Raw genomic sequence first — 17536 nt, 5'->3', positions numbered from 1 at the left:
TCTGGACTCTGCCAATGCTGGCAACTAGCATGCAGAAGTGAGAGAAGTTCATACCCTGGACGGGATAGTCATGCGCAGTAGTTTCGACCTGAACACCGTCCGTGTGTTCGTGGCCGTTGTAGACGAGCAGAGCTTTTCGGGTGCGGCGCGCCTGCTGGCCCTGCCTTCATCCAACGTCAGTCGCCATGTCGCTTCACTGGAGCGCAACCTGGGCGTTCGACTGCTGGAGCGCAGTACCCGCCACCTGCGCATGACCGAAGCCGGCACCTTGCTATACGCGCGCGCCAAGCCCCTGCTCGATACCCTGCTGTCCACCGAGGAGGAGCTCGGCGCGGTGCAGCGCGAACTGAAGGGTCCTCTGAGGATGTGCATTCCGACCGAAGCGCCACGGCTGCTCGCGCCCATCCTCGCCGAGTTCTGCAGTCTCCACCCCGGCATTGAATTGGAGTGCGACACGCGCCTGACCGGCCTGGAAGTGCTGCGCGAAGACATCGATCTCTCCCTGTTCTTCCACCGTGGCCCGCAGGATGACAGTGCGTTCATCACCCGTGTTCTGGCGACATTGCCCAGCATTGTGGTGGCCGCGCCGGCGTTGCTGGCCAGGACTGGCGTGCCGCATCGGGTGCATGAACTCAAGCGCTTCCCTTGCATCACCACCGCAAGTGCCCTGAAGGGGCAGCCCTGGCAGTTTCTCGACGCCACGGGAAACATCGTGAAGGTGTCTGTGCGCAGCCGCTATCGGGTCAACAGTGGGGAGTTGGCCGTTGCGGGCGCACGCCAAGGCCTGGGCTTTGCCATCGTTGCGGCCCATCCGTGCCAGGACGACATTGCCGACGGCCGGCTGCAGGAAGTGCAACTGGATCTGCTACCTGCGCCGCTGCAACTGCTTGGAGCCTATAGCCATCGCCATTCGGTCATGGCGCGGGTCCGGGCGTTGCTGGAATTCATCCAGGCCCGGCTGCAACCGGCAGCGCCTGTGTTGCGTCCCGATCAATCCGGGCGGTGACAGCGGCGGGCAGTCAGCGCCCGTCCGGCCGAACCGGCTCGCGAGCACCTGTTCTGGGAGCAAACGCCACCTTCTCTCCATTGACCAGCTCGACCACGAGCTGGTTGGAGTGATTGAAGCCGATGGTACTCGCCCAGGCGAAGTGCGAGACGGTACGCCGAAGCTGCGATGTGCGGCGATACAGTTGACCCAGGGTGACGGTGCGGACCAAGCGGCCACGATGGTAGAAAAGCAGCACCGGCTCGCTCAACCTCACGTCAGCCGGAACCAGGTTCATGCCCTCGTAGCCGACCACGACCGACTCCCCATCGTCCGACGGGAACAGCCAGCGATGCCACCCGGGTATCAGCCAGGCCTCTTGACCGGATGCCTGCGGCGTTACCCGTGTTGAATTCAAGGCCGGATCGGAATCAGCACAGAGATTCCGCGCGGAGGAGCATGCCGTGAACCTCTCCGGCGGCGGCAGCGGGGCATCGGCAAGCGCCGGGCCCGCAGCCAGTGCAGCAATGAGCGTGATGAGAGCCTTCATTTCACTGCACACCTCGATCAAGTGGCCGCCGAAGCGGAAACTAAGCGGCGTGTACGTAGGGCGCTACCGCCGCAGCAAGCACATCGATTCCCCACGCGGAGCCTGCGATTTCCTCGGGCTGGCTTCTCTTGAAGCGTGACCAGTCGGCCCTGGCAAGTCGGCCGACCAGAAGCTGATCGGCAGGAAGCTGGTGCATCGACCAATAGGGAAACTGGCGGGTAGAGACGCGCCCGCGGGCCAGCTCCACGACATCCGTGTGGCTGGCCGATTGCAGCACGCGCTCGTAGACGCTGGCCACGCCATCTTCCGGGCCTTCGAAGTACTGCACGAATCGCGTGCCGTCGTGCAGCAGCACGCCTGTCACCCCTGCAAGCTTGTTGAACCTTGCAGCATCGGCCACGAGCGCCTTCAGACGATCAATCGAAAGACCTTCGGCGGCCTGGCTTGCGTATACAACGGCCCTGATGGGCATGGACATCCGCCTTGAATGTGGCGCCACGTCGGCACCTATTCACACTCTAGCATCCGGTACAAGCCCGGGCCGTGATGCGTATTCTTAATTCTTCAGAATAAGGACGGTCGATGGCTGCGCCGTACGGCACGCCAGACGGCATGATGGGCGCCCCAAACGTTCAGGGCATTGTTCATCTTCATGCGAGACATCGGACAGTTCTATGTAGTCAGCGTCGAAGGAGTGGCGCGTGAGGATGGCACCCTGCTGCAGGTCACCCGGATTGATTGCTCCTGCCTGAAATGCTCAAGGCAATTCCGGGCCATTCCTGGTCATGGGCTTGTCGACCTCAACGGCGCTGCTTCGCTCAGCTGCCCGGGGTGCGGCAACCATCAGTCCGTCAGCCGTGCGCGGTTGGAGGAATTCACATTGCGGACTGACCCCTGAGTGGACCCGCACCGCTTCTCGACGCCGCGCCAACGCGCCCGACACCTCTGCATCGATATCTTCCCGTAGTAGACCCACAACGGCGTTCCAATGAGTCATACCGGCATATTCAAGATCACCGACCTCACCTACAGACCGGGCGCAGAGGGCGACCTGGCCCGGGCCCTGCAGATAGAAGCAACCTGCACGGCGTGCGGCGCAACCAGCGTCTGGGGTGAGCAGGAGATGGAGCATGTGAGAGGAGGCACCGTGCTTGCGTGCCGCGCGTGCGGTACGCGCCAGGCCATCAGCAATGCCGGCCTGATCAGCTGCCCGTCCGAGATACGACACCGGCAGGGCTGACCGGGACGGGACCGGGCAACCACGTGAACTGCCCGGCCGCCATGATTGACCTGTCAGCGGCGGGCAACCGACGCCTGCGCCCGATGCCGTTTGATCCAGTCCAGTGATTGGGCAATACCACCGAACGGGAAGAAGTGCGGGCTGGCCAACCCGTGGGCCTCAGTCAAACCGCTCACCAGGTGGTCCACGAATACTTCCGGCCCCGCGGTTCCGAGCAGTCGTCCGATCGAGATGCCGTACTTTGCCAGCATGGATGCACTGGCACCCACCCCGCACATTGCGGCGTAGCGTGCCAGCCGCGCGATGCTTGCCGGACCCGGCACGCCGACCAGTACCGGAACATCGATGCCACGGGCGCGCAGCGCGTCCAACCAGGCCAGAACGACGTCGGCATCGAAGGCGAACTGCGTGATGATCATCGGCGCCATGCCGCGTGCTTCGATGGCTCGGCACTTGTGATCCAGCACCTGCCAGCACTCGTCACTGCCCATCACCGGATGGCCCTCGGGATGACCGCCGATGGCGACGACCTTGATGCCGCCCCTCTCTAGAAGCCCTGTCTGGATGATCGAAGCGCTATCTGCAAATGGGCCGGCGGGCGTAGCCAGATCGCCGGCGATCACCAGGTACTGGGCGACACCGGCCTCGCTGGAGGCACGCTGCAGGAACCGCTCAAGCGCGGCACGCGACCCGATTCGGCGGGCCGGGAGATGCGGCATCGGCTCGAAGCCCAGTTCACGCACCCTGCGCGCCGCTGCCAGGCGTGCGTCGTCGTCCTCGCTGGCCAGCCAGGGAATGGAAATCGTCGTGCCACGCGGAATGCGGGCGGCTTCGGCAGCCAGCGCCGGCATGGCCTTGGCGCTTACCTCCAGCGAAAAGGCATCAAGGAAGGCCTGCGCCCGCAGTGACGTAGGTGCGGACATTACTTGCCCATGCCTGCACTGCTGGCCAGGGGCGAACTGTTCCGCGCCAGGTCGATGAAGGCCTCCAGATAGTCGATGCCGGTGTCGGCCTGGCGCGCACCCAGATAGATCTGCTTGGGAATGCCCTTCGCACCGAGGCGCACCGGTACCACGTCCATGCGCGCGGCATACTCCTCCACCAACCAGCGTGGCATGGCGGCCACGCCACGGCCGCTGGCCACCATCTGCATCATGATGTCGGTGGTTTCAATGGCCTTGTGCCGTCGCGGGGTGATGCCGGCCGGCAGCAGGAACTGGTTGTAGATGTCCAGGCGCTCGAACGGCACCGGGTAGCTGATCAGCACTTCCTGGGCGAGCTGGCGTGGCTTTACATGGTCGAGCTTGGCCAGCGCATGATTGCTGGCCACCACCAGCACCTGCTCGTAGTCGAATACGGGAATGAACTTCAGGCCCGGCTTCAGCAGCGGGTCCGGGGTGACCAGCAGGTCGATCTCGTACCCGAACAGTGCACCAATGCCGCCGAACTGGAACTTCTGCTTGACGTCCACGTCCACGTCCGGCCACGCGGCCAGGTACGGCGAGACGATCTTCAGCAGCCACTGGTAGCAGGGATGGCATTCCATGCCGATGCGCAGCGCACCCCGCTCACCCTGTGCGAACTGGCCCAGCCGCTCCTCGGCCAGGTCCAGCTGTGGCAGCACCCGGTTGGCAACCGCCAGCAGGTACTGCCCGGCCTGGGTCAGCCGCAGGCTGCGGCCTTCGCGCAGCCAGACGTCGGTACCCAGCTGCTGCTCCAGCTTCTTCATGCTGTGGCTCAGGGCCGACTGGGTCAGGTTGAGTACGCCGGCGGCAGCGGTGAGAGAGCCCTGCTGCTCGACCTGCTGCACGATACTGAGGTGGATCCGCTCCAGCATGATGATGAATCCCGCTCATGGATTGGTGAAGTAATACCATTTTACGTCATGGAAGGGCGTGGCTAGCATCGGGTCATGCTTTCACCTACCCGCCCCCTTCGAATCGTCGCCGTTTCCGGCGGATTGCAGCGCCCCTCCAGGGCCGCGGCCCTGGCCGAGCATCTGCTGGACCTGATGGGCGAGGACATCCATAGCGAGCAGCACCTGGTTGAACTGGGCGAGCTGGCCCCGCAGCTGGCGGGTGCGCTCTGGCGTTCGCAGCTGCCCGACACGGTGGAACGCCAGTTGGCCGCCGTCGAGCAGGCCGATGTGCTGGTGGTGAGCACGCCGGTCTATCGCGGCTCGTACACCGGGCTGTTCAAGCATTTCTTCGACTTCATCCACCAGGACGCACTGGTCGACACCCCCATCCTGCTGGCCGCCACCGGCGGCAGCGAGCGCCATTCGCTGGTGATCGACCATCAGCTGCGCCCGCTCTTCAGCTTCTTCCAGGCGCGCACCCTGCCGCTGGGCGTCTACGCCACCGACCGCGATTTCGTCGACGGCCACGTGCACAACGATGCCCTGATCGAGCGGACGCGGTTGGCGGTGCGGCGGGCCCTGCCGCTGCTGGCCCTGCCCCGCCACCGCGCCGCCGCCCTTGAGGCCGCCGCAGCACATTGAATGCCGGATGCCTTCGCCCGCATCCGGATGTCACCCCGCACTACGGAACGCCATCCATGACGACCGACACCTTCACCTTCAGCATCACGCGCATCCCCTTCAACGAGGATTACCAGCCCGCCGATGGGACGCGCATCACCACCAATTTTGCCAACCTGGCCCGCGGCGCGTCGCGCCAGGAGAACCTGCGCAACACGATCAGCATGATCAACAACCGCTTCAACGATCTGGCGCACTGGGACAACCCCAGCGCGGATCGTTACGCGGTCGAGCTGGACATCATCTCGGTGGAGATGCACATCGATGGCGGCAATGGCAGCGATCCGTTCCCGCTGATCGAAGTGCTGCGACCGACCATCGTCGACACCCGCACCGGTGCCCGTACCGAAGGCATCGTCGGCAACAACTTCTCGTCCTACGTGCGCGACTACGATTTCAGCGTGGTGCTGCCGGCCAGCAACGAAGGCAAGGCCACCTTTGGCATTCCGGAAGGCTTTGGAGACCTGCACGGCAAGCTGTTCAGGCATTTCCTGGAATCTGACGCCTACCGTGCCAACTTCAGCAAGGGGCCGGTGATCTGCATCAGCGTATCCAGCAGCAAGACCTACCACCGCACCGAGAACCACCACCCGATCCTGGGCGTGGAGTACCGGCAGGGCGAGTTCTCTCCCACTGACCAGTACTTCGACAAGATGGGCCTGCAGGTGCGCTACTTCATGCCGCCGGGCAGCGTCGCACCGCTGGCGTTCTACTTCCAGGGCGACCTGCTGGGCGACTACTCGAACCTGGAGCTGATCGGCACCATCAGCACGATGGAGGCCTTCCAGAAGATCTACCGCCCGGAGATCTACAACGCCAACTCCGTGGCCGGCAAGGTCTACCAGCCCAGCCTGAAGCACCAGGATTACTCCTCCACCCGCATCGTCTACGACCGCGAAGAGCGCAGCCAGCTGGCGGTCAAGCAGGGCAGGTTCACCGAAGAACACTTCATCAAGCCATACCGCGCCGTGCTTGAGCAGTGGACCGCCCGCTGATCCATCGATTCCCCACTCGCCCCAGGAAACAAGACGCAATGTCGACGAAGAAACTGCTTCCCACCTCCACCGCAGGCAGCCTGCCCAAGCCATCCTGGCTGGCCGAGCCCGAGAAGCTCTGGTCACCCTGGAAACTGCAGGACGATGGCCTGATTGAAGGCAAGCAGGACGCGCTGCGCCTGTCCCTGCAGGAACAGCAGCACGCAGGCATCGACATTGTCAGCGACGGCGAACAGACCCGGCAACACTTCGTTACCACCTTCATCGAGCACCTCAGCGGTGTCGATTTCGAGAAGCGCGAAACCGTGCGCATCCGCAACCGCTACGATGCCAGCGTGCCGACAGTGGTTGGCGCGGTCAGCCGCCCGAAACCGGTGTTCGTGGAGGATGCGAAGTTCCTGCGCCGCCAGACCGCGCAACCCATCAAGTGGGCCCTGCCTGGCCCGATGACCATGATCGACACGCTGTATGACGCCCACTACAAGAGCCGCGAAAAGCTGGCCTGGGAGTTCGCGAAGATCCTCAACGAAGAGGCAAAGGAACTGGAGGCCGCCGGCGTGGACATCATCCAGTTCGATGAGCCCGCCTTCAATGTGTTCTTCGACGAAGTGAACGACTGGGGCGTGGCTGCGCTGGAGAGGGCCGTCGAAGGCCTGAAGTGCCAGACGGCCGTGCACATCTGCTACGGCTATGGCATCAAGGCCAACACCGACTGGAAGCAGACACTGGGCTCGGAATGGCGCCAGTACGAAGAATCGTTCCCGAAGCTGCGGACCTCCAGCATCGACATCATCTCGCTGGAATGCCAGAACTCGCACGTGCCGATCGACCTGATCGAACTGGTGCGCGGCAAGAAGGTGATGGTGGGCGCCATCGACGTGGCCTCCAATACGGTGGAAACGCCGGAAGACGTGGCCAACACGCTGCGCAGGGCGCTGCAGTTCGTGGATGCCGACAAGCTCTACCCGAGCACCAACTGCGGCATGGCACCGCTGGCGCGTGAAGTGGCACGCGGCAAGCTGCGCGCGCTCAGCGCAGGGGCGAAGATCGTGCGCGAGGAGCTTTCGGCGTAGCGCGGCCACCCGGCGGGCGACTGGGTGGAGCCTGGTCTGTGGTCGACCAGGCTCTGCCATTTTCCTGCACATCAGGCCGCACTGCCATCGGCGGCCGACGGGGCGCGAGCGCCTCCTTGATCCGCCTCACCTCCCCCGCTCCCGCCTCAGCCAGGCGGCGGGCCTGCTGCCGCTGCTCGCGGGAGAGCGGTGGCGTCCCCGCACCTTGCGTGCCGGGCGTTGCATCCACCAGTCGTGCCACTGCATCGCGCAGCCGCAACTGGGGGCAAAGCCGAACGGCGCACCAGCGCTCGGCATAGCGCTTGGCCTGGCGTACATTCGCCGCAGCGACGACCTTGCTTCGTGACATCCTGCGCGCATCCAGGCATAGGCGGATACCGAGTACGGGGTGTGCCATGATGTGCGCCACCGAACGGCCGTTCCACCATAGATCCCAGCGCCCGCCGTTCTGCACCCAGCCGGAAGGCTGGAAGTCGATCATGCACGCAGGATGTTTGAACGAAGAAGCCATCGCTGGAAGGATACAAACGCCGGTCGCATGCCTTGAGACCGGGCCAGCATCTACGCGACAGGCTCCTGGGCAGTCAGTTAACGTGACGCGTCACGATCGATAGTGCTTTCGATCCAGTCAATGTAGCGGGACACGCGAACGCTGTAGACCACTTGGCCATAGTAGCCGGCTTCAAGTGCGTGCTCGGAAACGGCAGTGATCCAGGACCCAAGGCCGACCAGCTTCCACACGCCTTGATCCTCGATCAGCAGCGGGCCGCCGCTGTCGCCGTTGCCGAGCACGCCTTCAAGGGGCAGGCCCTGCGGAGGCGGGTCGAACCGGTACCAGAGATAACGCGTGTTGCCGCCGGTAATCGCGTTGTAGGCCCGCCGCAGCGTCGTACGATGCGGCCCGCCGGGCACCAGTCCAGTCGCACCGTTGCCGGTGGCGCCTTTGCCGATCAAGGTGGCGATCTGGGTGACCTCGGCGCTGCCACGATAGAGCGCCAGCGGCTGCACGTCGCTCACCGGTGTGGCAAGTCTGATCAGCGCAATGTCATCCGACGCCGCCAGAAACGCGTGGATTTTCGACGCACTCCCCGTTGCCATCGCCTCCATGCCCAGCGCCTCGGGCATCCTCCGATAGCCGGGGTGCAGGAAGACACGCTCGACACCATAGCCCTTGCCATCGATGGTGATGGTGGCGCCCATCCCCTCCATCGGTGCGGCATGCGCGGCGGTCACCACCCATCTCGGTGCAATCAGGACGCCGTGCCCCTCGCCCGGCATGTCTGCCAGTGCCGGGAATTCCGTTGCGTCTATCTGGTACCTGGCATCGTCAACATCATCGCGGATGACCACGGCACCGGCGGCGAACGGGAGCGCGGCAAGCGCGAGGAAAAGCCAGCGGTTCATGGAAGCCTTCGTCCCTGCGGTCAAGTGACAACAGCCTAGGGCATCGCCCCCGACGCAGGGAGGTCGTGCGACCAGCCCTGCTGATGACCGACGAACGCGGGAAAACGGCGACTGAAGCCAGGCGGGCCTTGCCCTACCTGCGACCACGATAGGGTTCGCAGCCCACGCCATCATTGTCGCGATCAAGGTGTGGCCCATACCCCGGATCACCACGCCGTACCGGCGCTGCTCCGGCGGCGCGGGCCTCCGTGCAGTTGGCAAACACCCCGGACCTGCGCGCAGAACCGGGGGCGAAACTGCTGCGCGGGGTGTCGACATATCGAGGCGCTGCTGGAGCGCCTCGATGGCAGTGGTAGTCACCGGTCTTGCGGTTGGTTTGGCAGCCATTCCTGTCGAGCCCGCCGGGATGGCCGAGGGCGTTTGCCGACAACAGCAATGCGAGCAGGCCGAATGCGAGCCATGCGATTGAAAAAGCGCGTCGGATGTCCATGCCCTCCCCCTGTCAGGCAGTCCTGCCAGGGCGAAGGCTAGCATGGGGTTGCAACCGTCGATCAGGTTCGACACTACAGCGGTTGTTGCCTTCAGCGCTGGTAGTTCTTCAGGAACAACCAGGTGATCAACGTGGCATCCGGGCCCTTCGGGTCGGTGAACGGCAAGCCCGACTGGCTGCCACTCCACGCATGCCCCATGCCCTGTACCACATAGTGCTGTGCCAGCGTGCGACCGCCATAGGCATAGGTGTCCATCGTGTAGGCACGCCCACCCGGCACCTGGCCATGGTAGGTGCTGGTCGGCAGGTACTTCACCGAGTCGTTGTCCAGGCCGTCGTCGGCCAGGTCGTTGGTCTGCAGGAACTGGCGCACGGCCTGCTCACCGTTCACCGGGTTGACGGTGAGGTCGGCGCTGCCATGGAACACCAGCACCGGCAGCGGGCGCGGCATCGGTGAGCCCGAGCACTGCCAGGCCAGCCGACCGTTGCTGTCCGGCGAATGGATGCTGCCGGCCAGCAACGCGTAGGCGCTGCCGGAGATGGTGGTCGCACCCTTGAACATGCCGCCGGAATGGATGGCACCAGCGGCGAACACGTCCGAATAGCAGGCCAGCATGATCGAGGTCATAGCACCGCCGGCAGAAATGCCGGTGACGTAGACCCGGTGCGGATCGACGCTGTAACCGGCCTTCACCTTGTCCACGATGCCGGCCAGGATCGACGCCTCGCCGCTGTCACGGGCCTGGTTGATCGGCAGCTGCCAGTTCCAGCAGCGCGCCGGGTTGGAGGTCACGTTCTGGCGCGGATAGACCACGATGAAACCCTCGATGTCGGCCACATCGTTGAAGCCGGAGGCCTCGCCCATCAGGTTGGGGCCGTTGACGCAGCCGTGCAGCACCAACAGCAAGGGCAGCGGCTGCTGGTCGCTGTAGCCGGCCGGCACCCAGACCTGGTATTCGCGGGCGCCGAACAGGTTGCCGTACAGGCCGATGTCCCAATGCCCGGCAGGGCCCGCGGCGAGCACGCTGCCTGCCGACGCCAGCCAGCAGCACAGCGCCAGCAGTACCGCCTTGATCGAATCGATTCCGGAATTCATGGCCAGATCCTCATGCGTGAGTCGTGGATGAAGTAGTACCGGGGAGCGCGTCCGGCTGAGGGCACGCCCAGTATCCGCATCCGGCGGCCACTGCCGACTGGACCTAGGTCCACTCGCCGCTGCCGGATGACACCGCTAGCCTTCGCTGCAGGGGTGGCAATGGGCCATCTGTGAGCACTTGCCTGGGGGAGGACCGAATGAAACGGAATTGCCTGAGTCTCATGATCGGCGCACTGCTGGCCTCCGGGCCGGTACTGGCACAGGACACGCCACAGGCCGTGCCGACGGCAGGCAGGACCGCTTCACCCACAAACCTGGACAGCATCAAGGTCACCGCACGCAAGCGCGAGGAAACGCTGCAGGAGGTACCGGTCGCCGTCACCGCCTTCACCTCCGAGGCGCTGGACAGGATGAATGTCCAGGACATCAGCGACCTGGATGCGCAGGTACCGAACCTGACCATCTACGCCGCCCGTGGCGCCAGCAGCACGGTTACCGCCTACATCCGCGGCATCGGCCAGTCCGATCCCACCTGGGGCGCCGACCCGGGCGTAGGCATCTATCTGGATGACGTTTACATCGCGCGGCCGCAGGGGGCGCTGCTGGACGTGTTCGATGTCTCGCGCATCGAGGTGCTGCGCGGCCCGCAGGGCACGCTGTACGGCAAGAACACCATCGGTGGCGCGATCAAGTACATCTCGCGCGGCCTGCCCACCAGAACCGAGGGCTTCGCCCAGGTCACCGTGGGCAACTACAGCCAGCTGGATGCCAAGGCCGCCATCGGTGGTCCGATCGGTGGTGCCGACAGCGGCCTGCGTGCCCGCGTGGCGGTGGCCAGCATGAACCACGATGGCTTCGGCGAGAACACGTTCAACGGTCAGCCGGTCAGCGACAAGCAGATCAACGCGGCGCGCGTGAACCTGGGTGCGTACGCCGGCGATGACTTCGACGTGCAGTTCGCACTGGACTGGATCGACGACCACTCCGGCATGCGCGGTTCGAAGATGCTGGCGCCCAATCCGTTCCTGCGCGCCTACCCGCCAATGGACAGCCGTTATGACATCCGTTCGGGCATGCGCAATCTCAACAACGTGGAAACCAAGGGCGCGTCGGCCACGGTGAACTGGCGCCCGAACGAAGATATCGCGGTGAAGTACGTGGTGGCCAAGCGTGAATCCGACAGTGAGGCCAACATCGACTTCGACACCACGCCGATCAAGCTGGCCGACGTGGGCGGCACTTACCACGACGAGCAGGTCAGCAACGAGATACAGCTGAACTACGATGCCGGCGGACGGGTGCGCGGCGTGGTCGGCCTGTACCAGTTCAGTGGCGAGGCCGGCGGCCAGATCCAGAACAACTACTTCAGCGCCCAGTTCGCCGACAACCAGGGCAAGGTATTGACCGACAGCATCGCGCTGTACGCGGATTGGACGTTCGACCTGACCAGCAGGCTCAAGCTTGATGTGGGTGCCCGCTACACCGACGAAGACAAGCGCGCGATCGTGCTGAACCGCCTCTATGCTGACCCGGGCTTCAGCCGGCCGGTGGCGGTGACGGCGGACTTCGACAAGAAGACCAACTTCAGGAACGTCTCGCCCAAGGTTTCGCTGGACTACCAGATCACCCCGGACATCATGGTGTACGGGCTGGCCACGCGCGGTTTCAAGTCGGGCGGCTACAACATCCGCGCCAACGCGGTGGCGGTGCCACGCTCGGCCGAGCCCTTCGACGATGAGACCGTGGACAGCTACGAGGTCGGCAGCAAGATGGCCTTCTTCGACCAGCGCTTCTTCCTGAACCTGTCGGCGTTCTACAACAAGTACAAGGATATCCAGCTGTCGGTGTTCACCGGCCTGGACACCAATGGCGATGGCATCGACGATTCCTTCTTCGGCGACTTCACCAATGCCGGCGCCGGCACCGTCAAGGGCCTGGAAGTCGAGTACCAGTACCTGCCCAGCCAGCACTGGCTGATCTCCGGCAACCTGGCCTGGCTGGACACGAAGTACGATGAGTACATCGATCGCGGCGTCAACGTCGCCAGGCAGATGAAGTTCACCAATGCGCCGGAATTCTCGGGTGCATTGAACGTGGAGTACCGCACTGACCTGGCCAACGGCAGCAACCTTTCTGCACGGGTGAGCTACAGCTACCAGAGCGAGGTCTGGCCCACCACCGACCTGAGCCCGGTGATCCGCCAGGACGGCTATGGACTGGTCAATGCCGGTGTGATCTGGCGGTTGGATGACGCCTGGACCTTCTCGTTGCAGGGCACCAACCTGACCGACAAGGAATACCGCACCACCGGTTACAACATTCCGGCGGTCGGCACGCTGATTGGCTTCTATGGCCCGCCGCGCCAATATAGCCTCAGCGTCCGTTACGATTTCTAGCGCATCCGTTACGATTTCCAGGAAGCCCCTGCATGATGCAGTCCTACGTAGATCTGTACTGGCACAGCAATGATGGCCTGCGCCTGCATGCGCGCGACCATGCACCGGGTTCGGGAACGGCACCGCGCGGCACCGTGGTCTGCATTCCCGGCCTGACCCGCAATGGTGCCGATTTCGATGCGCTGGCCGATACGCTCACTGCCGGCGGCTGGCGCGTGATCGCGGTCGACCTGCGGGGGCGCGCGGGGTCGGAGCGTGCGCATGATCCCACCAGCTACAACCCGCGCACCTATGCCGACGACCTGGTAGCGCTGCTGCGCTCGCAGAACATCGACAGGGCGGTATTCGTCGGCACCTCGCTGGGCGTACTGGTGACCATCACCCTCGCCTCGCGCGCGCCGGAGCGGATCGCTGGTGCGGTCCTCAACGATGCCGGCCCCAAGGTGCCGCGTGAGGCGCTGGCACGGATCGGCAAGTACGCGGGCAAGCCGGTGCCGCCGATGGATCTCGAGCAGGCCACTGCCTATGTGGCATCGATCGGCAAGGCCGCGTTCCCGCGCTTCAGCACCGATGACTGGCGACAGATGGCGGTGCGTACCTTCCGCACGCGCAGCGATGGACTGCTGGAACTGGACTACGACCCGGCGGTGATCCGCACCACGCGACCGTGGGTGCTGTGGCTGCTGCGGCCGGTGCTGTGGCGCGCGGTGCGCGGGCTGACCTCGCGCGTGCCGGTGCTGGTGGTGCGTGGCGCCCTGTCCGACATCCTGCCGGCCGACGTTGCACGGCAGATGGCGGCGACGTCGGAGAGTGCCCGGCTGGTGGAGGTGCCGGATGTCGGCCACGCGCCCATGCTGTCCGAGCCTGAGGCGCGTGGTGCGATCCTGGCCCTGCTGGAGCGTGTGGAATGAACCCACAGGGCACCGACGCCACCCTGCCGGCCGTCCTGCAGCCGTTGCAGCAATGGGCGGCCAGCGAGCGGCTGAGTGGCGCCACCCGCATCGCCCAGTCGCGCATCGACGCCTTCGCCGATGCCACAGGCGACCACAACTGGATCCATGTCGATCCGGCGCGGGCGCAGGCACAGCTGGCGGGTGGGCGCACCATCGCGCATGGCTTCCTGCTGCTCTCACTGACCGTGGAAGACGACGTCGCCGCCCTCGCCGGCTTCCCCGGCATCGCCCACGTGCTCAACTACGGTTTGAACAAGGTGCGCTTCCTGGCGCCGGTGCCGAGCGGATCGGAGGTGCGCGTCCGCTCGCGGCTGCTCTCGCTGGAGCTGCGCCAGCCCGGGCAGTGGCTGCTGACCCAGCACAAGAGTGTCGAACGGCTTCCCGATGGTGATATGGCACTGGTTGCCGAGCAGCTGTCACTGATCGTGATCGCAGCCTAGCGCTGCCGCGCCCGGCTTCTGCCTACACTGGAGCGATGTTGACGCCCTCTTTCGTGCTGCTGGCCTGCATTGCGTGGACCGCACTGCTGTTTGGCGTGGCCCTGTGGGGCGAGCGCCGGGGGCATCGGCTTTGGAAGGCATGGCCGCTCATCTACGCACTGTCCCTGGCGGTGCACTGCACCGCATGGACGTACTACGGCGCGGCGTCGCAGGGGCTGCAATGGGGCTTCCCCATTCCACCCACCCTCGCTGGCATGGCGCTGATCTTCGCGTTCGGCCTGCCGTTCCTGCTCCGCCTGGGGCGACTGGCCAAGCAGCACAACAGTGCCACCATCGCCGACCTGGTGGTCGCACGGCTGCGTGCGGATCGCGGCCTTGGCTTCACCATCACCCTGGTCGCGCTGCTCGGCATCATTCCCTACATCGCGCTTCAGCTGAGAGCGGTCAGCCAAGGGCTGGGCGCACTGTTGGGTGATCGTTTCACAGCTGCCGGCTGGCAGCTGGACATGTCGTTCTGGTTCGCATTGACGATGGCCGCCTTCACCCTGCTGTTCGGTGCCCGCAAGGCATCGGCCACCGAACCGAACCGCGGCATCGTGGTCGCTCTGGGCCTGGAATCGGTATTGAAGCTGACCGCCCTGCTGGCCATCGGCCTGTATGCCGCGCTGTCGGTGCACGCGGCCGGCACGCCGCTGCTGGAAAAGATGGCACAACTGCCGCCACCGGCCATCGTGCCGGACTATCTCACCATGGTTGCGCTGGGCGCCATCTCTGCATTCACCCTGCCGCACCAGTTCCATGTCGGCGTGGTCGAGCTTCGCCAGACCTCGGACCTGAAGACGGCACGCTGGATGTTCCCGGTCTACCTGCTGTTGATCGGGCTGCCGTCGGTGCCGATGGCATTGGCCGGTGCAGCACAGCTGCCGGCATCGGTATCTCCGGACCTGTATGTTCTGGCCCTGCCCCAGGCCGGCGGTCGTCACCTGCTGGCACTGCTGGCCTACCTGGGCAGCCTGAGCGCGGCCACCGGCATGATGATCCTCTCGGGGCTGACCCTGTCGATCATGCTTGGCAACCATGGATTCGGGTCGCACCTGCTCGGCGGCATCGGTGGCGGCGTGGCCAATGCCGACCTGCGCCCGCGTGTCCTGGCGTTCCGACGTGCAGGCATCCTCGCCGTGTTCCTGATGGCGTGGCTGTACAGCCGCGCGATGAGCGATACCGAGGCACTCAGTGATTTCGGCCTGATATCCTTCACCGCGCTCTCGCAGCTGGCACCAGCGGTGCTGCTGGCCGTGTACCGCCCACGCACGCCGTCCCCGGCCATCATGGCCGGCATCGTGCTGGGTTCGCTGGCCTGGCTGTGGCTGGTATTGCTGCCGATGGTGATCCCGGCCGCGACACCGTCGGCCAGTCCCGACGGACTGCACTGGCTGGCCGTGGTTTCGCTGCGCGTGCAACCCGGCCATATCGCGCTCAGCATGGGCGCCAGCCTGGCGATCAATCTGCTGACGGTTGCCCTGGTGTCGCGCGCCGTGCGTCCGCCGCTGCCCCGGAGGCGGGATGCGGTGGCTGCCGCTTCCCTGCGCAGGACCGCCGGGCGCTTCCTCGGCCAGGAGCGTGCGCGCCAGCTGCTGGAGGGCCACGCCGGGCAGATGCTGGATGATGACCGGGTCATCGCCATCGAGCGCGAGCTGACCGCCGTGGTGGGCGCGGGCATGGCGCGGCTGCTGGTCGAAGCCGCACGCGAGGGTGGCGCCGCGCCGCTGGATGCGGTGACCCGCGCGGTGGGCGAGGCAACGCAGGTTCTGCGCTTCAACCAGCGGCTACTGGAGGCGGCGCTGGAAAACATGAGCCAGGGCATCAGCGTGGTCGATGCGCAGCTGCAGCTGGTGGCCTGGAACAGCCGCTACGCCGCGTTGTTCAGGTTCCCGCCGGAGCTGCTGCAGGTGGGGCGCCCGGTGGTCGATCTCACCGCCTGGGCACTGGGCCAGCTGAAGATTGGCGACGGCCCCGGCGACACGCCCGACAGAGCGCTGCAGCGCCGCGTCGCCCACATGCGTCGCGGCACGCCGCACCTGTCCGAGCGCATCTTCCCCGACGACACCATCGTCGAGATCCGCGGCAACCCGATGCCGGGTGGCGGCTACGTGGCCACCTTCACCGATGTCACCGCGTTCCGCCGGGCGGAAGATGCACTCAAGCGCAGCAATGAAACACTCGAGCACCGCGTGCAGGACCGCACCGCACGGCTGGAACAGGCGGTGCAGGAAGCCGAGCGCGCCAACGTGGCGAAAACCCGCTTCCTGACTGCCGTGGGCCACGACCTGATCCAACCCCTGCATGCCGCGCAGCTGCTGACCGATGCGATGTCGCAGCACATCGAATCGGAGTTCCTCGACAGCTTCCTGCGCCAGATCCGTGGTGCGCTGGATTCCACCGATGACCTGCTGTCGGGCCTGCTGGACATTTCTCGACTGGAGGCCGGTGGGCTGGTGGCCGATCCGCGACCGTTCCCGGTGTCGAACGTGCTGGATCCGCTTGCACAGGAGTTTGCCGTGCTCGCGGCAGCCCGCGGCCTGCAGTTCGGCTATGTGCGAAGCCACGCCTGGGTTTACAGCGATCCGCTGTTGCTGCGCCGGGTGCTTCAGAACTTCCTGGCCAATGCCATCCGCTACACCCGCCGTGGCGGCGTGTTGCTGGGGGTGCGCCGCCAGGGCCGGAGGCTGTCGATTGGCGTGCATGACACCGGCCCCGGCATTGCACCGGAGCAACAGGCGGTGGTCTTCGAAGAATTCCATCGGATCGATCGCAGCAATGGCCAGGGCCTGGGGCTTGGCCTGACCATCGCACACCGTATTGCCGGTCTGCTGCATGCCCCCCTGCACCTGCGCAGCGTGCCGGATCGCGGCTCGACCTTCTCGCTCAGCGTGACACGCGCTTCGCGGCCGGAAGCGCCGCGCGGCGGAACCATGGCCAATGGCAGCACCGCCCTCAAGGGCATCCGCGTGCTGGTGGTGGACAACGACCCGGTTGCGCTGGAGGCGATGCAGCAGCTGCTGCACTCCTGGGGCTGTGATGTCATTGCGGCAACGGGCGCCGATGTGATCGGAGCATCAGCACATGAGGCCGCGCTGTGGTTGTTCGACTATCACCTGGATGACGGCGATACCGGTGTCGCGCTGTGGAAGCGACTGACGGCCATGCATGGGCTGCGGCCGACGGTGATCCTCAGTGCGGACACCGGCAGCGCGACGCGCGATGCAGTTCGTGGCGCGGGGCTCTCTTTGTTGAGCAAGCCGTTCAAGCCGCTGGCACTTCGCTGGGCGATCAACCACCTGCTGTCCGCGAGCTCTGCGGCCACGCCCTGATCCA

The 17536-nt window shown here is 65.2% G+C and carries 16 protein-coding genes; 9 read left to right on the top strand and 7 right to left on the bottom strand.

Features of this window, described 5'->3' with window-relative positions; genetic code table 11:
* The first annotated feature begins 70 nt into the window (after positions 1–70).
* On the top strand, positions 71–1006 hold the full coding sequence (locus QRO91_RS03930) for a LysR family transcriptional regulator (RefSeq protein WP_197650053.1): 936 nt from the start codon (positions 71–73) through the stop codon (positions 1004–1006).
* A gap of 13 nt (positions 1007–1019) precedes the next feature.
* Here QRO91_RS03930 and QRO91_RS03925 read toward each other — a convergent pair whose 3' ends face one another.
* Positions 1020–1535, bottom strand: coding sequence for a hypothetical protein (locus QRO91_RS03925; protein WP_049430781.1), 516 nt, complete (start codon positions 1533–1535; stop codon positions 1020–1022).
* Positions 1536–1575: 40 nt separating this feature from the next.
* Positions 1576–2007: a BLUF domain-containing protein gene (locus QRO91_RS03920; RefSeq protein ID WP_049430846.1), complete on the bottom strand. Its 432-nt coding sequence runs from the start codon at positions 2005–2007 to the stop codon at positions 1576–1578.
* 516 nt (positions 2008–2523) lie between these two features.
* Between QRO91_RS03920 and QRO91_RS03915 the strand changes: the two genes are divergently transcribed.
* Positions 2524–2775, top strand: a complete 252-nt coding sequence (locus tag QRO91_RS03915; protein ID WP_049430784.1) for a hypothetical protein — start codon at positions 2524–2526, stop codon at positions 2773–2775.
* Positions 2776–2828: 53 nt separating this feature from the next.
* Here QRO91_RS03915 and QRO91_RS03910 read toward each other — a convergent pair whose 3' ends face one another.
* Together QRO91_RS03910 and QRO91_RS03905 are read right to left on the bottom strand one after the other, a co-directional pair.
* On the bottom strand, positions 2829–3698 hold the full coding sequence (locus QRO91_RS03910; RefSeq protein WP_049430785.1) for a methylenetetrahydrofolate reductase: 870 nt from the start codon (positions 3696–3698) through the stop codon (positions 2829–2831).
* On the bottom strand, positions 3698–4612 hold the full coding sequence (locus tag QRO91_RS03905; RefSeq protein WP_049430788.1) for a LysR family transcriptional regulator: 915 nt from the start codon (positions 4610–4612) through the stop codon (positions 3698–3700). Before QRO91_RS03905 ends, QRO91_RS03910 begins: the two co-directional genes overlap by 1 nt.
* A gap of 75 nt (positions 4613–4687) precedes the next feature.
* Between QRO91_RS03905 and msuE the strand changes: the two genes are divergently transcribed.
* From msuE to QRO91_RS03890, 3 genes are read left to right on the top strand one after another with little or no spacing between them, the layout of a single operon-like run.
* Positions 4688–5275, top strand: a complete 588-nt coding sequence (gene msuE / locus QRO91_RS03900; protein WP_197619219.1) for an FMN reductase — start codon at positions 4688–4690, stop codon at positions 5273–5275.
* A gap of 56 nt (positions 5276–5331) precedes the next feature.
* Positions 5332–6309 carry a DUF1852 domain-containing protein gene (locus QRO91_RS03895; RefSeq protein WP_197650054.1) on the top strand — a complete coding sequence of 326 codons (978 nt, stop codon included), beginning with the start codon at positions 5332–5334 and terminating at the stop codon, positions 6307–6309.
* 38 nt (positions 6310–6347) lie between these two features.
* A complete protein-coding gene (locus tag QRO91_RS03890; protein WP_049430794.1) occupies positions 6348–7382 on the top strand; it encodes a methionine synthase in 1035 nt (344 codons plus the stop codon).
* Positions 7383–7970: 588 nt separating this feature from the next.
* Here QRO91_RS03890 and QRO91_RS03880 read toward each other — a convergent pair.
* The 3 genes from QRO91_RS03880 to QRO91_RS03870 all read right to left on the bottom strand — a co-directional run bounded on the left by QRO91_RS03880 (position 7971) and on the right by QRO91_RS03870 (position 10372).
* On the bottom strand, positions 7971–8786 hold the full coding sequence (locus tag QRO91_RS03880; RefSeq protein WP_197619221.1) for a trypsin-like serine protease: 816 nt from the start codon (positions 8784–8786) through the stop codon (positions 7971–7973).
* 133 nt (positions 8787–8919) lie between these two features.
* Complete coding sequence (locus tag QRO91_RS03875) at positions 8920–9276, bottom strand: excalibur calcium-binding domain-containing protein (RefSeq protein WP_285310268.1); 357 nt, start codon at positions 9274–9276, stop codon at positions 8920–8922.
* Between the two features lie 91 nt (positions 9277–9367).
* Positions 9368–10372 carry a PHB depolymerase family esterase gene (locus QRO91_RS03870; RefSeq protein ID WP_197650055.1) on the bottom strand — a complete coding sequence of 335 codons (1005 nt, stop codon included), beginning with the start codon at positions 10370–10372 and terminating at the stop codon, positions 9368–9370.
* A gap of 197 nt (positions 10373–10569) precedes the next feature.
* On the opposite strand from QRO91_RS03870, the gene QRO91_RS03865 reads away from it, so the two are divergent.
* The 4 genes from QRO91_RS03865 to QRO91_RS03850 are packed head-to-tail and all read left to right on the top strand — an operon-like array spanning position 10570 to position 17532.
* Positions 10570–12768, top strand: a complete 2199-nt coding sequence (locus tag QRO91_RS03865; protein WP_285310267.1) for a TonB-dependent receptor — start codon at positions 10570–10572, stop codon at positions 12766–12768.
* A gap of 32 nt (positions 12769–12800) precedes the next feature.
* Positions 12801–13679, top strand: coding sequence for an alpha/beta fold hydrolase (locus QRO91_RS03860; protein ID WP_049430805.1), 879 nt, complete (start codon positions 12801–12803; stop codon positions 13677–13679).
* Entirely contained in the window at positions 13676–14161 is a 486-nt protein-coding gene (locus QRO91_RS03855; RefSeq protein ID WP_197650056.1) for a MaoC/PaaZ C-terminal domain-containing protein, read from the top strand. Before QRO91_RS03860 ends, QRO91_RS03855 begins: the two co-directional genes overlap by 4 nt.
* Positions 14162–14196: 35 nt before the next feature.
* Positions 14197–17532: a PAS-domain containing protein gene (locus tag QRO91_RS03850; protein WP_197650057.1), complete on the top strand. Its 3336-nt coding sequence runs from the start codon at positions 14197–14199 to the stop codon at positions 17530–17532.
* The last annotated feature ends 4 nt before the right edge of the window (positions 17533–17536 follow it).

Source organism: Stenotrophomonas maltophilia group sp. Smal32 (assembly GCF_030237085.1).
Lineage (GTDB): Bacteria > Pseudomonadota > Gammaproteobacteria > Xanthomonadales > Xanthomonadaceae > Stenotrophomonas > Stenotrophomonas maltophilia_Q.
The sequence above is the reverse complement of the archived record's forward strand: the minus strand, read 5'-3'. Positions and strand labels throughout refer to the sequence as shown.

Coding starts and splice junctions, on each gene's coding strand:
- QRO91_RS03905 (WP_049430788.1), bottom strand. CDS start 4,612: ATGCTGGAGCGGATCCACCTCAGTATCGTGCAGCAGGTCGAGCAGCAG.
- QRO91_RS03890 (WP_049430794.1), top strand. CDS start 6,348: ATGTCGACGAAGAAACTGCTTCCCACCTCCACCGCAGGCAGCCTGCCC.
- QRO91_RS03870 (WP_197650055.1), bottom strand. CDS start 10,372: ATGAATTCCGGAATCGATTCGATCAAGGCGGTACTGCTGGCGCTGTGC.
- QRO91_RS03920 (WP_049430846.1), bottom strand. CDS start 2,007: ATGCCCATCAGGGCCGTTGTATACGCAAGCCAGGCCGCCGAAGGTCTT.
- QRO91_RS03860 (WP_049430805.1), top strand. CDS start 12,801: ATGATGCAGTCCTACGTAGATCTGTACTGGCACAGCAATGATGGCCTG.
- QRO91_RS03865 (WP_285310267.1), top strand. CDS start 10,570: ATGAAACGGAATTGCCTGAGTCTCATGATCGGCGCACTGCTGGCCTCC.
- QRO91_RS03850 (WP_197650057.1), top strand. CDS start 14,197: ATGTTGACGCCCTCTTTCGTGCTGCTGGCCTGCATTGCGTGGACCGCA.
- QRO91_RS03895 (WP_197650054.1), top strand. CDS start 5,332: ATGACGACCGACACCTTCACCTTCAGCATCACGCGCATCCCCTTCAAC.
- QRO91_RS03925 (WP_049430781.1), bottom strand. CDS start 1,535: ATGAAGGCTCTCATCACGCTCATTGCTGCACTGGCTGCGGGCCCGGCG.
- QRO91_RS03910 (WP_049430785.1), bottom strand. CDS start 3,698: ATGTCCGCACCTACGTCACTGCGGGCGCAGGCCTTCCTTGATGCCTTT.
- msuE (WP_197619219.1), top strand. CDS start 4,688: ATGCTTTCACCTACCCGCCCCCTTCGAATCGTCGCCGTTTCCGGCGGA.
- QRO91_RS03880 (WP_197619221.1), bottom strand. CDS start 8,786: ATGAACCGCTGGCTTTTCCTCGCGCTTGCCGCGCTCCCGTTCGCCGCC.
- QRO91_RS03875 (WP_285310268.1), bottom strand. CDS start 9,276: ATGGACATCCGACGCGCTTTTTCAATCGCATGGCTCGCATTCGGCCTG.
- QRO91_RS03915 (WP_049430784.1), top strand. CDS start 2,524: ATGAGTCATACCGGCATATTCAAGATCACCGACCTCACCTACAGACCG.
- QRO91_RS03855 (WP_197650056.1), top strand. CDS start 13,676: ATGAACCCACAGGGCACCGACGCCACCCTGCCGGCCGTCCTGCAGCCG.
- QRO91_RS03930 (WP_197650053.1), top strand. CDS start 71: ATGCGCAGTAGTTTCGACCTGAACACCGTCCGTGTGTTCGTGGCCGTT.